This window comes from Synechococcus sp. 1G10 (assembly GCF_002252625.1).
GTDB lineage: Bacteria > Cyanobacteriota > Cyanobacteriia > PCC-6307 > Cyanobiaceae > Regnicoccus_A.
The window spans coordinates 126,522-140,801 of record NZ_NQKW01000009.1 but is presented as its reverse complement, the minus strand read 5'-3'; the positions used below and the strand labels follow the sequence as shown (position 1 = coordinate 140,801).

Sequence of the window (14,280 nt, the reverse complement as noted above, 5' to 3'; positions counted from 1 at the left end):
CTGCTGCCGGATTCCTGAACTGTTCAGCTCACGCCGCCGCGTCCTTGGCCCCTCAGCGGTATGCGGTCAGGCGTGGATTACAGAGCTCGTGCGTACCGCCCTCTGAACGGGTACGGATTCCCTTTGGAGTGGGAGTGGCTCTTCTCCTGGCTGATTCCTTCAGAAAGGCCGGCTGGTTTCTTGTATGGGCATCATCGGCAGCGGTTGGAGTGGGAGTGCTGCACAGCCTGGTTTTCAGCTTCAGAGTAACCAGTCTGTGGAGCCTGATCACCATGGTGGTGATGGTTGCCGGTGGCGGCGGATTGATGTTCAAGTCTCTCAGGGACTACCAGGGAGAGGAGCAGGAGCGCAGGCGCATTGAGCTCGACGATTCCAGGCAGAGCCTTGACGAACTCAGGCAAGAGCTGGAGAGGCTGAAGTCCAGAATCAACAAGGACTAGAAGAAACCGTTCTCGCTGCTCAGCAGTCACCGGCTGTGGTTTTGACTTTTAAGGCATGGTTGAGCACCGGCCGGCATCAATCATCGCAGGTTCTGTAGAGTGCCTGAAGGAAGCATCGAATCATGACAACACATCAGCGACGACTGCTCGGCGTCACCGTCGCTGCGGCAGTTGCGTTCGCTTCATCGGCAGGCAGGGCGCAGACTCCCGGCCGTGTGCCCGCTGCTTCCCCGACTTATTCCCCTGAGGTGCCAGCCCGGATCACCACCCCTGACACGGTCGAGACGCGCTTCGGCACGCTGCGCTTCAGGGATGGCGCGCCCGATCCGGCAACCGTTCAACTCGTCTACGACCAGATCGATTTCAATCGCGGCGTCGATGCCTTCCTCAAAGGCATGTCGGCCACCTCGGTATATGCCGGCTGTCGCGGCCTGGAGCAGGCGGGTGTGCGGCCCAACGGCGGCATCGGCATCACGGAGCAGCTGATGGACGCCCGCTCGCTGTTTCTCACCCCCAACACCACCACCATCTATGTCCTGTTGTGCGTCAACCTGACCGACGGACCGATGGTTGTGCGCGTGCCACCGCGTGCCCTCGGCCCCGTGGATGACGCCGACTTCCGCTGGGTGACCGATGTGGGGCTGACGGGACCCGACAAGGGCGCAGGCGGGGACTATCTCTTTGTGCCTCCCGGCTACAAGGGAGCCATCCCCGCGACAGGCTTCAACGTCTCGAGGCCGCGCACCAACCGGCTGCTTGTTTTCTATCGGGTGTTCGTGGAGAAGGGTGATCTGGCGGCAGCGACGGCCAGCGTCAAGGCAAAGGCGGCGGTGTTCCCCTTGTCCCAGGCAGCGAAGCCTCCGGAAACGACCTTCGTCAACCTCTCGGGCGTGAAGTTCAACACCATCAGCGCCAACGACTTCAGCTTCTACGAGGAGCTGAATGCGGTGGTGCAGAACGAGCCCGCCGACTGGGTGGACCCTGACAGCGTGGGCCTGTACGCGGCCATCGGCATCCGCAAGGGCCAGCCCTTCGCGCCGGACGCGCGGCGGAAGAAAACGCTGACGGAAGCGGTGGCGGTGGGCAATGCCTTTGCCCGCTCCAACGCCTGGGCCTCGCGCGATCCGAGAACCCGGATCTTCAGCGATCGTCAATGGCTCACCCCGTTCGTGGGCGGCAGCTACCAGTTCCTCTCAGGTGCCGAACGGCTGCTCGACGCCAAGGCGATGTTCTTCTATCTCGCCACCGGCATCACACCCGCCATGAGCGACGCCAAGCCCGGCACCGGATCCGCCTATGCGCTGTCCTTCCGCGATGCCCAGGGTAACTACCTCGACGGTGGCCGCAACTACTCGGTGACCTTGCCCGGGCCGGTTCCGGCGAAAGACTTCTGGGCCTTCACGGTCTACGACAACCAGACCCGCTCCCTGCTCCCCACCGATCAGAAGTCGGCGGGTCTCGACAGCAACAGTCCCGGATTGAAGAAGAATGCTGATGGCGGGGCGACCATCTGGTTCGGACCGAAGGCGCCGGCAGGTATGGAGGCCAACTGGGTGCAGACGATGCCGGGAAGGGGCTTCAACCTCATCCTGCGGCTCTATGGCCCGCTGGAGCCCTGGTTCAATCAGACCTGGCAACCGGGCGATCTGGAAGTAAAGAGGTGATACCGGCCAGCTTCGCCAGGTCGTGATGCCAGCTGGTCAGATCGTTTCTGTTGAAGCCGTGGAGATCCGCATGGCCGCAGGCACGGGCCATCACCTGCATCAGTTGCACGCTGGCCTCGAGAAAACGGGCCAGACGCTCGGCGGCATGATCGATGTTCAGTCTTCGCCGCAGGGCCGCATCCTGGGTGGCGATGCCCGCCGGACAGTTGTTCGTGTGACAGATGCGGGCCCCGACGCAACCGATCGCCTGGATCGCGGCATTCGCCAGGGCGATCCCGTCGGCGCCCAGGGCCATGGCCTTGATGAAGTCCGTGTGGGTCCGTAGTCCGCCCGTGATGATCAGGGTCACGCGGCCGCTGGCCTCACGGCGATCCAGATGGCGGCGTGCCCGTGCCAGGGCCGGGATCGTGGGTACCGAGATGTGATCACGGAACAGCAGGGGGGCCGCCCCCGTGCCACCGCCTCGTCCGTCCAGAATGATGTAATCGGCTCCGGCGTCGAGGGCGAAGTCCAGATCAGCTTCGATGTGCTGGGCACTCATCTTGAAGCCCACGGGAATCCCCCCGCTGATCTCCCGCACCCCGTCGGCGAATCGCCGAAAGTCATCCACCGTGGTCAGATCCGTGAACACTGGCGGAGAGATCACAGGCTCGCCCACGGGGACGCCACGCAACTCAGCGATGCGGGCGGTGGTCTTGATGCCGGGTAGGTGGCCTCCGGCTCCGGTCTTTGCCGCCTGGCCGCACTTGAAGTGAAACGCCTGGACCTGTTCGAGCAGCTCCGGCCGGTAGCCGAATCGACCAGGGGCGAGCTCGTAGAGATAGCGGCTGTTGGCCGCCTTCTCCTCGGGAAGCATGCCTCCCTCCCCGGAACAGATGCCTGTTCCAGCCTGTTCGGCCCCGCGCGACAGGGAAACCTTCGCCTCTTCGGAGATGGCTCCGAAACTCATATCGGAAACGAAGAGCGGAATCCGCATCCGAAGGGGCCTGGCCGCCTGCGGACCCAGCACCAGCTCCGTGGCGACCGGCACGTCGTCCTGCAGCGGCTGCCTGGCCAGCTGGGCCACCAGAATCTGGAGCTGATCCCAGTTGGGCAGCTCGCTGCGGGGAACCCCCATCGCCGCGATCGGCCCCTGGGGCCCCACATGCTCGAGCCCATGCTCGGCGAGTTCATGGATGAGGCTGACAGTGGGTTCCTCCCGGGTGGGATGGGGTTCGGGCATCCGGTCCCGGCCGGGTCGATCCGTCAGCGAAAAGCTTTGCCCCACCTGGTCGTCGGGAACCTGGGCATGGCTGCCGTCACAGAAGGGTGCCTGCCCCGTCTGCTTGCAGCGGCAGAGCCAGGCTTCTCCATCAACGTCGGCCGTGAACGGCAGGGGTGAAAATCCGCTGCCCTTGTGGGAGCCGTCGCAGAACGGTTGATCCTTCGATCGTCCACAGGTGCAGAACAGATAGGTGTCCCCCTTCTTCAGATCGACGGCAATGGGTGTGTTGGCGGCCACGATCGGTTTGCTCATGCGTGGCCTCGTCAGGGGCTGATGGGGGCCATTCTGATCGGACCTCCCATACCCGTCCCTGCTGTGACCGGTCCCCGGCCGAGGTTCCAGATCCGGCAGCACCGGCTGACCTTTCTGCTCCTCGGTGGCCACAGGGGGCTGATCTCAGCAGCTGATCCGGCCGCTGATCAGTTGCAGTCGCTCTTTTTGGTGTAGGTGATGGACTGATAGCGGCCGTCGGTGGTGCGAATCGCCACGCAGTTCTTCGTGGTGGGTTGCTGCCAGTAAGTGAAGGAACTGTCAGCCAGCTTGGTGCCGCCGCGGTAGGTGTACCCCTTCGATGTCAGGGTTCCTTCCGCCTGGCCCCCCTTGGCGCCCACCAGGGATTGCAGATCGGAGACCGGAGCGCCCTCCCGGGCCGGCTCGGTGGTGGTGATCGGCTTGCCGGAGATCAGACCGCCGATCAGGGCACCCACCGCGGCACCCAGGAGCGAGCCGGTATCAGCCTTCTGGGCGGAATCCTCGAAACGGGCGTCGGGGTTCTCGACACGGTCGAGCCGAACGGAGAGCTTGCGGGGTTCGCCGTCGTTCCAGCTGAACACCTCATGGTCAGGCTGGATGCTGTGACTGACGTTGCGAATGCCGTCGTAGGTCTGAACGCTCAGCGCCTGCACGTTGGGACCCGAGAAACTGAGTTCGGTGCCGTCATCGAGCTTCACGACATAGGCATCGACGCTTCCGGCCTTCTTGTGTTTGAAGCTGCAGTGTCCGTTGAAGGCTGCATAGCCACCGCTCATGAGCTTGCACCGGCCCTGGGCCCGCACCAGGACCGAGGGCTGCGGAGATCGTCTGACGACTGAAACGAACAATAGGTAATGGGGAAAGCGAAACTCTGATCGGACCGAATCGCTGGGCGACCAGAAATCACTCCCACCACACGCCTCAGGACTGAGCCATGCTGACTGGCGCCTCTGCTCAGCGTCTGGCCCCGATGGTGCCCCTGATCAGACTGAACAGCGTGAGCGCGGCCAGCAGCGGCCAGATCAGCAGCAGATCCACCCGGATGTTGGCCTCAGGCGTGCGCATCTGCACCAGCGCCTCCCAGCCGGCGTACGACCCCCAGGCCAGGGAGGCCCAGAGCAGAGGGCTGGCCGATCGACCGCTGATGGCGCCTGAGCAGCGCAGCAGGGACCAGCCCGCCAGCAGGACCAGGCCCACGATCAGAATATGGGCCGGTTGTCCGACCAGGAGTTCAGCCAGGCGTTGCACGGATCAGAGGCTGCGTGGCGGCGCGGTGATGGTGGTCCTGTCGCACGGCAGGGGATGGCTGGGGCTGGAGTCATCGTCGGTGTCGAGCAGGGCCAGGCCCGGAAGGGCCCGGCGCAGCGGTTCGGCCGGGGGTGTTGAAGGGTTGCTCGGGTAGGCGCGGCCGTTGAAGGGGAGACGGGCGTAATAGCCGTGGCCGGCATCGATGCGGACCCGGGTGATCAGGTCACGCCAGCCGTTGTGGCGCTGGTCGCTCACCACCAGGGGCGGCTTGAACAGCGACATCCGGGACACCAGGCGCAGACCCCTGTCCTGGGGGCCGCTCTGGAAGACATAGGCGTTGCAGCCGCCGGTGCCGCAGGTGTGCCGGCCGATGACGGTGGCCACCAGCTCATCCTGCCGGTCTCCGTTCAGGTCGATGCGGTTGTACGCGTAGCGCAAGGGGCCAGCCGCCCGGCAGGCATTGCGGCGCTGATGGATCTCGGCCTGTCGCCATTCCGCCGTGCCCGAGTCGGGACCATGGCCCTGCTCGTCCACCACCGCTGCGGGGAACAGGTCCTGTCGCAGTGCTTCCTCCAGGACGCGGTTCGGCGTGGTGATCGGAGCCACGGTCTGCCGGATCCGGGGGGCCGGACCGCTCGGCTGAGCGGATGCGGTCCCCAGGGGGACCGCCAGCGTCAGCAGCCCGGCGGCGCTGCCCAGGGCCGCCGCCGTGCAGATGCGAAAGCGGAGTTTGCCTGGGGCCATGGGGTTGCGGGGCGAAGGCTGGGGTGCGGATCAGCTGGCCAGCCGTGCTGCAGCAAGGGGATCGGCGCAGCGCTGCTGATCGAGGTGGCTGATGTGGCGACGTTCGTTGTAGTACAGCTCCTGGAAGCGCAGGGCATCGCCGTTCAGTTCGGCAAACATCAGGTCGATTCGGCTTTCCATGCTCAGGGCGGCGGCGGCGCTGGCTTCCGCCTCGCTTTCCTCCAGCAGCCGGGCGATGCAACGCTCCAGCGTTTCCAGCCGCTGGGAGCCCCAGGCATCGAGCAGGTGGCGGCAGCGCTTGAGGCTGCGCTGCCGCTCCAGCACGGCCGTGGTGCCGCGCAGCTGCAGCAGCGGTTCAGCCAGGGCCATGCGCTGCAGTTCGCTTGGCTCCAGCAGCGGGGTGAGCCGGTTCAGCAGGTCGCTTTCCTCCACCAGCAGGCGGTCGCTCAACAGCCGCGGCAGATCCAGATCGGCCAGGTCGTCGCCCGGATCATTGCCCCGGTTGATCGCTTCCAGCCGGCCTACGCCGAGGTTGTCCTCCTCCAGGTCGCTGATGCTCGCCCAGAGCAGGCGGTGGTGGGCGATGGCGAAATCCTCCAGCTCCCGCTGGCGCAGTTCCCTCCGGATCGCGCCCCGGTGGCGGCCTGCATGCAGGTAAAGCCGCAGCAGCTCCGCCTCGGCGCGCTCACGCAGGCCGATCTCGCCGGGTTGCTCCCAGCGGCTGGCCCTGCCATGCCAGCGCTCGCCCTTCACCTGTTGGCGCAGGTCTTCCTCCAGCTTCTGCGCCAGCCGCGCCTGACCGCCACTCAGCCGCTCGGCCACCTGCTGCAGGTAGTGGCTGCGCACGGCGCTCTGGGGCAGCTTGCCCAGCAGTTCCACGAGCGACGCCACCGCTTGCTGGAACTGGTCGGAGCGGGCCAGATCCTTGCCTTCCAGCGCCTGCTCGATCTGCCAGTCGAGCCAGACGGGCGCCTGATCCAGCAGGGCGCGGTACTCGCCGGCGCCGTGCTGCCGCAGGAACTCATCCGGGTCCTTGCCGGCGGGCAGGTGCAGCACCCGCAGCTCCAGCTGGCCCTGCAGCGCCAGCTGCTCCACCTCGCCGATCGCCCGCTGGGCGGCGCGCACGCCGGCACCGTCGGTGTCGAAATTGAGCACCAGGCGGCGGCTGTCGCAGCAGCGGCACAGCTGGGTGATCTGCTGGCTGCTCAGGGCCGTTCCCAGCGACGCCACCGCATTGGTGATGCCGGCGGCATGGAGGGCGATCACATCGAAGTAGCCCTCCACCACCACCGCCCGGTCGTCCTTGCGGATGGCGTTGCTGGCCCGATCCAGGCCGAACAGGTGCTTGCCCTTCTCGAACACCTCCGTTTCCGGCGAGTTGAGGTATTTCGGTTCGCCGCCATCGAGGCCGCGGCCGCCGAAGCCGATCACCCGGCCCTGGCGGTCGCGGATCGGCACCATCACCCGGTGACGAAAGCGGTCGTAGAAGCCATCTCCGCCTTTGCGCGGCACTACCAGCCCGGCCGCCTCCAGCAGCTCCGGCGCCAGGTTCTCCACCTGGCCGAGGTGGTTGAGCAGTCCATCCCAGCGCTCGGGCGCATAGCCCAGGTCGAAGGCGTCGATCGTGCCTTCGCTCAAGCCCCGCTCAGCGGTGAGGTAGGCCAGGGCGCCGGCGCCTTCGGGGCTGCGCAGCTGGCTGCGGAACCAACCCGCCGCCAGGCCCAGGGCGCGCAGCAGCGCCTCTCGGCGGGAGAGCTGCTTGCGCAGCCGCTCCTGCTGGGGCCCATCCACCGTTTCCACCGGCAGCTGGTACTTCCGCGCCAGATCCAGCACCACCTCGCTGAAGCTGGTGCGCTGAAGCTCCATCAGGAACTTGATGGCGTTGCCGCCGGCTCCGCATGAGAAGCAGTAGTAGAACTGCTTGGCGGGTGACACCGTCATCGACGGCGATTTGTCGTCGTGGAAGGGGCAGATCCCCACGAACTCCCGCCCCTTCTTCTTGAGCACCACGTGCTCGCCCACCACATCAACGATGTCAGCGCGCTCCTTCACCGCTTCGATCGTGCGGGGATGGAGGCGCGCGTGGGGCTGGGACTGGCTCAAGGGCTGGCGCTACCGCTGGGGTCGCTTTGGCCGCCATTCTGCCGCACCACACCAGAAGTGGTGCAAGTCCGATCAGGCGCAGCCCCCGGCCTGGCGGGCGGGCCTGTGGATGGTCGCCAGCGCCCTGGCATTCAGCCTGATGGGTGTGTGCGTCAAGGCCCTGGGCGGCCGCCTGCCGGTGGCGGAGGTCGTGCTGGCCCGCTCGGTGGTGAGCCTGCTGATCAGCTGGTGGATGCTGCGGCGTGCCGGTCTCAATCCCTGGGGTCAACGGCGGGGATTGCTGGTGGGGCGCGGCATCCTCGGTACCGCCGGTCTCTACTGCGTCTATCTGGCCCTGATCGGTCTGCCGCTGGCGGTGGCCACGGTGCTGCAGTACCTCCACCCCACCTTCACGGCCCTGCTGGCCTGGCCGCTGCTGGCCGAGAGGCCGGGCTGGCGGGTCTGGGGCGCTGTGCTGATCGGCTTTCTCGGGGTGGCAGTGCTGGCCGCTCCAGGAGGCCTCGGCGCGGCGGCTGGCGCGGCGGCCAGCGCTGGAGCAGGCGCTGGCCTGCCGGCCCTGCCGCTGCTGTTCGCCCTCGCCGGTGCCCTGCTCTCGGCCCTGGCCTACGTGAGTGTGCGCGCCCTGCGCAGCAGCGAACATCCCCTGGTGGTGGTGTTCTATTTCCCGCTGATGGCCCTGCCGCTCAGCCTGCCGCTGGTGCTGCTGCAGCCGGTGGCCCCCACGGCCGCTGAGTTCGGCTGGTTGCTGGGGGTGGGGGTCTTCACCCAGCTGGGGCAGATCGCCCTCACCTACGGCTTGATGGGAATGGCGGCCGCCCGGGCCACGGCGATCAGCTACGTGCAGGTGCCGCTGGCGGCGCTGTGGGGTGTGTGGTGGTTCGGGGAGGCCGTACCGGCACGGGCCGGATTGTCGGCGTTGCTGGTGCTGCTGGCCACGCTCTTGAGCCTGCGGGCCGGCGTTGCCCCGGCTGTTGCAGGCCCCAGACCCAGCCGATAACAATCAGCTGCCCTTCAGCGGCAGTGGATCCACCAGCCACTCCTGGCTGATGCTGTCGTCGGCGGTATCGATCGGGCGGGCCAGCCGCCAGCTCTCGCCCCTCTCTCCCCGCAGCAGGTACAGCTCGAAGGGGCTGTCCACCCGGTAGGGGTCCTCCGCCAGCCGCCAGTCGAACTGACCGGTGAGGTGCAGGCCCTTGCCCAGGCCGATCGGAATCGCCTCCTGCCGATCGACGCGCACCCGGCTCACCTGGGGCCGTCCAGCGCTGCTCTCCAGATCGAGGGCCTCGGCGATCGCCTGCTGGGTGAGCTCGATCTGCAGGCCCAGAGCCTGCAACAGCAAGGCCCGGGGCGGTTGGCCCGCCGCCTGGCAGCCGCCCAGGCCCAGCAGGCCCAGCCCGATCGAAACCACCAGCAGCATGGAGAGCAGGGGGCGCTGCCAGGGAGGTTGCGGCCGGCTGATGGCCGCAGACCGGCTGGCGGGGGTTGGCGGACCGGGCAGCATGGGTTGGATCAGTAGTGAGCTCCATGATCGGCTGGCTGCAAGGCCATGTGGCAGAGCCATGGCAGCAGGGCAACCGTTGCGGGCTGCTGCTGGCCTGCGCCGGTGTGGGCTACGAAGTGCAACTCACCCGTCGCCACTGGGAGCTGCTGCCCCCGGCGGGCAGCCCGCTGTGCATCTACACGCACCAGTCGATCCGTGAGGACGGCTGGACCCTGTTCGGCTTCGGGGCCCGCCATGAGCGGGATCTGTTCCGCCTGCTGGTGGCTGTGAGCGGTGTGGGCCCGCAGATGGCCCTGGCACTGCTCGGGACCATGCCCTGCGAGGAGCTGGTGCGGGCGATCGTGCAGGCCGACCTGCGCCTCCTCTGCCGGGCGCCTGGGGTGGGCAAGCGCACGGCAGAGCGGCTGGCCGTGGAGCTGCGCGGCAAGTTGGCGGAAAGTTTCGGTGCGGCCGCCAGCGGCTTCGACGACGACAGCCTCGATGGCTCGGCTGACGGCTCCAGCGGCGATCCAGGCCCGGCCGCCTCCACCCGTGAGGAGCTGCAGCTCACCCTCACCGCCCTGGGCTACGAGCCCCTGGAGATCAGCCGGGCCTTGCGTGCCATTGGCAGCGAGGGCCTTGAGCCGAGCCTCGATGCCGAGGCCTGGCTGAGTGCCTGCCTGCGCTGGCTCTCCCGTGAGGTGGTCTGAGCTTGGAGGCCAGCACCCCGAGGCGTTAGGTTATCTGTTTGCACCGTCAGGGCCCGACGCCGGCATGCCGCTCGATACCACCAAGAAGCAGGAACTGATCAATTCCCACCAGACCCACGGCACCGACACTGGTTCGGTCGAGGTTCAGGTGGCGATGCTGAGCGAGCGGGTGACCCAGCTCACCGGCCACCTGCAGAAGAACAAGCACGACTTCTCCTCCCGCCAGGGGCTGCTGAAGATGATCGGTCGCCGCAAGCGGTTGCTCGGTTACCTGCGCGCCGAGAGCGAGGAGCGCTACGGCCAGCTGATCGCCAAGCTCGGCATCCGGGGCTGATCACAGCCATGGCGGCCAAGCGCAAGCCCCTGGCATTCGAGCCTGAGCATTCGCCCAAGGCTGGCGCCAAAGCCAAAGCAAAAGACAAGCCGAAGGCCAGCGCCAAGCCAAAGCCCGGCTCCAAGCCCAGCGGATCTCAGGTCATTCCAAGGGAGGTGGCCAACCGCATGGCCCGCCGTATCGGTGTGGCCACCGGGGTTCCTTCCGTCATGGGTATGGGCGTGTTCATCGGCAGCTATCTGCTGGTGAGCCGCGGCATCTTCGATGTTCCACCCGTGGTCACCCTGGCCAGTTCCGGGGGCCTGTTTCTGTTGGGCGTGCTCGGTCTTACCTACGGCGTGCTCTCCGCCAGCTGGGAGACGGCGCCAGGCAGCCTGCTCGGCACCGAGCAGATCGGCGTCAACATCGCCCGCATGAAGGCCTCGATCAAGGCGATCCGTCAGGGCGGCAGCGGCGCCTGACGCTTCAAGCGTTCTGCAGCGCCGAGTGCAGCCTGGCGGTGAAGTCTGCCTCGGTGAGAGTGGTCAGGGCGGCGGCCCCATCGCGCACGCAGAACTGGTGGCCGAGGCGCACGTAGCGGGCCTCATCGTGGAGCCGCACCTTGGCCACCACCGGCACCCGCACCCCGGCTTCCTCCTGCTCCGGCCGATGCCGCACCAGGCATTCGCGCAGGCGGTGCTGCACCGTGATGTCGCTGGCCTGATCCGCCATCAGCTCCACCAGCAGCACATCGAGATCGTCGATGGCGCGGCAATCATCCAGGATCAGCTGCACCCGGTCGTCGCGCCGGTCCACCGATCCCCAGATCATCAGCCTGGCATCCACCATCAGGTGGTCACTGAGGCGGGCGAAGGCCTTGGGGAACACCACGCACTCAGCGCTGCCGCTGAGGTCTTCGAGCTGAAGCACGGCCATCCGATCGCCCTTGCGCGTGGTCACCTGGCGCACCTCCGGCAGCATGGCCACCACACTCACCCTGGCCTTGTCGGCCTGCTCCTCCAGCCGCCCCAGGCTGATCGGCGAGAGCATCTGGATTGGGCGGGCCAGTTGCCGCAGGGGGTGATCCGAGAGGTAGAAGCCCACCAGTTCCTTCTCCAGGCGCAGCTTTTCCTTGGGCGGATAGTCGGCCACCGGAGCCGCCTTCGGGGCGGTGCTCTGAACGGCAGTGGTAGATCCGGCGGTTTCGGCGGGGGCGGCGAAGAGATCGAAGAGGTTGCCCTGGCCGTTGAGCCGGTCTCTGGCACGGGAGCTGGCCCAGTCGAGCACCAGATCGAGGTCGGCCATCAGCTGGGCGCGGTTGGCATTGGGCTCCAGCCCATCAAGGGCACCGCAGTGGATCAGCGACTCCAGGGCCCGCCGGTTCATCAGCGTGGTGGGGATCCGGTCACAGAGATCGGCCAGGGAGGCGAAGGCACCGTCCTGGACGCGGGCCTCCAGCAGCTGGCGGATGGCGCCGTCACCGAGGTTGCGCACTGCTGATAGTCCGAAGAGAATCTTCTCTCCTTTCGGGGTGAAATCAATGCCGGAGGCATTGAGATCAGGGGGCATCACCTCGATGCCCATCGCCTGGCAATTGGCGATATAGCGCTGCACCTTCTCCGTACTGCTGGCATTCACCGTCAGCAGCGCGGCCATGTACGCCACCGGGTAATGAGCCTTGAGGTAGGCCGTTTGATACGTCACCGCGCCGTAGGCGGTGGAGTGGCTCTTGTTGAAGCAGTATTCGGCGAACAGCACCATCTGCTCAAACAGTGCTTCAGCCACCGTGGCATTCACACCCCGCGCCGTGGCACCTTCCACGAACTGGTGGCGATGCTTCTGCATCTCCGACACCTTCTTCTTGCCCATTGCCCGCCGCAGCAGATCCGCTTCTCCAAGCGAATAGCCGGCCAGATCCTGCGCGATGCGCATGATCTGTTCCTGATACACCATGATCCCGTAGGTTTCCTTCAGGATCGGCTCGAGGGCCGGGCAGGCGAAGTCGATCGCTTCGCGGCCATGCTTGCGGTTGATGAATTTCGGGATCAGCCCGGCATCGAGCGGACCTGGCCGGTAGAGCGCCAGAATCGAGGAGATGTCCTCCAGCGACGAGGGTTTGAGGTCGCGCACGATCTGGCGCATGCCGCTTGATTCCAGCTGAAAGATGCCCTCGAGATCACCGCGGGCCAGCAACTCATAGGTGCCTGGATCGTTGGCCGGCAATGTATCGGGGTCGATGCGTTCACCGCTTCCCTGCTCCACCAGATCCACGGTCTTGTCGATCATCGTGAGGTTCTTGAGGCCGAGGAAGTCCATCTTCAGCAGCCCCATCGCCTCCACGTCCTCCATGAAGTACTGGGTGATCACCTGGCCGTCGTTGTTGCGCTGCAACGGCACCAGTGAATCCAGCGGTTCAGCCGCAATCACCACACCGGCGGCATGCACACCGAAGGTCTTGTTGGTGCCCTCGATGCGGCGGGCCATGTCGACCCAGCGGCGCACCTGCTCATCATTCTCGTATTTCTCTCGGAATTCAGCTGCCGGCGAATCGGGGCCGATCATCTCCGCCAGCTTGGCGGGCTTGCCCCGCACGACGGGAATCAGCTTGGCCAGGCGGTCGGCATCGCCGTAGGGGATGTCCAGCACGCGGGCCACATCCTTGAGCACCGCCTTGGAGGTCATCCGGTTGAAGGTGATGATCTGCGCCACCTTGTCCTCGCCGTAGCGCTGGGTGACGTACTCGATCACCTCGCCGCGGCGTTCGATGCAGAAGTCGGTGTCGATGTCAGGCATCGACTTGCGTTCCGGATTGAGGAAGCGCTCGAACAGCAGCCCGTGCTCCACCGGATCGAGGGCGGTGATGCCGAGCGCGTAGGCCACCAGGGAGCCGGCAGCCGAGCCCCGGCCAGGCCCCACCGGAATGCCCTGCTCACGGGCGAAGCGGATGTAGTCCCACACCACCAGGAAGTAGGTGGGGAAGCCCATCTGCTCCATCACCTGCAGCTCGAAGGCCAGCCGCTCGCCATAGAGCGGATCGATCGGATCACTGCTGCCAAGGTGCAGCCGCTGGCGCAGCCCAGCCTCCGACACCTCCGCCAGATAGCTCACGGCCGTGTGCCCGTCCGGGATGGGGAAGCGGGGCATCTGCTGGCGGCCGAGGATGTCGTAGGCCTCCACCTTCTCGGCCACCGACGCGGTGTTGGCGATCGCTGCGGCCACCACCTCCGGCTCGAGGTGATCGGCGAACAGGCGGCCCATCTCCGCCTCGCTCTTGATGTACTCGGTGCCGGTGTAGCGCAGCCGTTTCTCGTCGGTCACGAGCTTGCCGGTGAGCACGCAGAGCAGGGCGTCATGGGCCTCCACATCGGCGCTGCTGAGGTAGTGGGCATCGTTGGTGGCGATCAGCTCGATGCCCAGCTCTTGGGCGATCCGCACCAGCTCCACATTCACGATCCGGTCTTCCGGTGAGCCGTGGTCCTGGATCTCCAGGTAGAAGTCGGCGCCGAAACGCTCCTGATACCAGCGGGCCACGTCGCGGGCCACATCGGGGCGGCCCCGCAGGATCGCCTGGGGAATCTCACCGCCCAGGCAGGCAGTGGCAAGGATCAGTCCCTCGCGGTGCTGCTCCAGCAGCTGCTTGTCGATGCAGGCCCGCGAGAAGATGCCGCGCCCGCGCATGCCGCGCAGGTGGCTGAGGCTGGTGAGCTTCACCAGATTGCGGTAGCCGGTGTCGTTCTTGGCGAGCACCACCAGGTGATATCGGCGTTCGCCCTTGACCCACGGATCGTCGATCGTGCCGTTGATCACGTACATCTCGTTGCCGATGATCGGCTTGATGCCGGCAGCGGTGCAGAGCTTCAGCAGCTCGATCGCGCCATACATCACGCCGTGATCGGTGAGGGCCAGGGCCGGCATGCCCAGCGCCACGGCCCGCTTCACCATCTGCGGCAGCTGGCTGGCGCCGTCGAGAAGGCTGTAATCGCTGTGGTTGTGGAGGGGGACGAAGGCCAAAGGCTCAGGCGTCAGACGCCACCACGGGGTGATGCCACGTTACCGGCCACC

At 66.4% G+C, this 14,280-nt stretch carries 12 protein-coding genes and 1 pseudogene; 6 read left to right on the top strand and 7 right to left on the bottom strand.

From position 1 onward, the window contains the following. Together CJZ82_RS18990 and CJZ82_RS10315 are read left to right on the top strand one after the other, a co-directional pair. A pseudogene (locus CJZ82_RS18990) lies at positions 1–440 on the top strand (hypothetical protein); the annotation flags it as partial. 215 nt (positions 441–655) lie between these two features. After that, a complete protein-coding gene (locus CJZ82_RS10315) occupies positions 656–2,104 on the top strand; it encodes a DUF1254 domain-containing protein (RefSeq protein ID WP_233130186.1) in 1,449 nt (482 codons plus the stop codon). On the opposite strand, the gene CJZ82_RS10310 is transcribed toward CJZ82_RS10315, so the two are convergent. The 5 genes from CJZ82_RS10310 to dnaG form a co-directional block, all read right to left on the bottom strand. Then, positions 2,061–3,620: a glutamate synthase-related protein gene (locus CJZ82_RS10310; protein WP_094555702.1), complete on the bottom strand. Its 1,560-nt coding sequence runs from the start codon at positions 3,618–3,620 to the stop codon at positions 2,061–2,063. The two genes, CJZ82_RS10315 and CJZ82_RS10310, sit on opposite strands and share 44 nt — an antisense overlap. A gap of 167 nt (positions 3,621–3,787) precedes the next feature. After that, positions 3,788–4,396 carry a hypothetical protein gene (locus CJZ82_RS10305; RefSeq protein WP_198949728.1) on the bottom strand — a complete coding sequence of 203 codons (609 nt, stop codon included), beginning with the start codon at positions 4,394–4,396 and terminating at the stop codon, positions 3,788–3,790. A gap of 178 nt (positions 4,397–4,574) precedes the next feature. Continuing rightward, on the bottom strand, positions 4,575–4,868 hold the full coding sequence (locus CJZ82_RS10300) for a hypothetical protein (RefSeq protein WP_094555678.1): 294 nt from the start codon (positions 4,866–4,868) through the stop codon (positions 4,575–4,577). Positions 4,869–4,871: 3 nt separating this feature from the next. Then, positions 4,872–5,612 (bottom strand): hypothetical protein, encoded by a 741-nt coding sequence (locus tag CJZ82_RS10295; protein WP_094555677.1) that lies wholly within the window; start codon positions 5,610–5,612, stop codon positions 4,872–4,874. A 30-nt stretch (positions 5,613–5,642) separates the two neighbouring features. Continuing rightward, positions 5,643–7,715, bottom strand: coding sequence for a DNA primase (gene dnaG, locus CJZ82_RS10290; protein WP_094555676.1), 2,073 nt, complete (start codon positions 7,713–7,715; stop codon positions 5,643–5,645). Here dnaG and CJZ82_RS10285 point away from each other — a divergent pair. Then, positions 7,645–8,712: a DMT family transporter gene (locus tag CJZ82_RS10285; RefSeq protein WP_369820045.1), complete on the top strand. Its 1,068-nt coding sequence runs from the start codon at positions 7,645–7,647 to the stop codon at positions 8,710–8,712. The genes dnaG and CJZ82_RS10285 overlap by 71 nt on opposite strands. Before the next feature lie 3 nt (positions 8,713–8,715). Here the strand turns inward: CJZ82_RS10285 and CJZ82_RS10280 are convergent, their stop codons facing one another. After that, positions 8,716–9,216, bottom strand: coding sequence for a hypothetical protein (locus CJZ82_RS10280; protein WP_094555674.1), 501 nt, complete (start codon positions 9,214–9,216; stop codon positions 8,716–8,718). A gap of 23 nt (positions 9,217–9,239) precedes the next feature. On the opposite strand from CJZ82_RS10280, the gene ruvA reads away from it, so the two are divergent. The 3 genes from ruvA to CJZ82_RS10265 all read left to right on the top strand — a co-directional run bounded on the left by ruvA (position 9,240) and on the right by CJZ82_RS10265 (position 10,700). After that, complete coding sequence (gene ruvA, locus CJZ82_RS10275) at positions 9,240–9,905, top strand: Holliday junction branch migration protein RuvA (RefSeq protein WP_094555673.1); 666 nt, start codon at positions 9,240–9,242, stop codon at positions 9,903–9,905. A gap of 64 nt (positions 9,906–9,969) precedes the next feature. Further along, the gene (gene rpsO / locus CJZ82_RS10270; RefSeq protein WP_094555672.1) at positions 9,970–10,239 is read left to right on the top strand and encodes a 30S ribosomal protein S15; all 270 of its coding nucleotides are present in this window, start codon (positions 9,970–9,972) and stop codon (positions 10,237–10,239) included. Between the two features lie 8 nt (positions 10,240–10,247). Further along, positions 10,248–10,700, top strand: a complete 453-nt coding sequence (locus CJZ82_RS10265; RefSeq protein WP_094555671.1) for a PAM68 family protein — start codon at positions 10,248–10,250, stop codon at positions 10,698–10,700. A gap of 4 nt (positions 10,701–10,704) precedes the next feature. Here CJZ82_RS10265 and CJZ82_RS10260 read toward each other — a convergent pair whose 3' ends face one another. Next, a complete protein-coding gene (locus tag CJZ82_RS10260) occupies positions 10,705–14,229 on the bottom strand; it encodes a DNA polymerase III subunit alpha (protein WP_094555670.1) in 3,525 nt (1,174 codons plus the stop codon). Between the last annotated feature and the right edge of the window lie 51 nt (positions 14,230–14,280).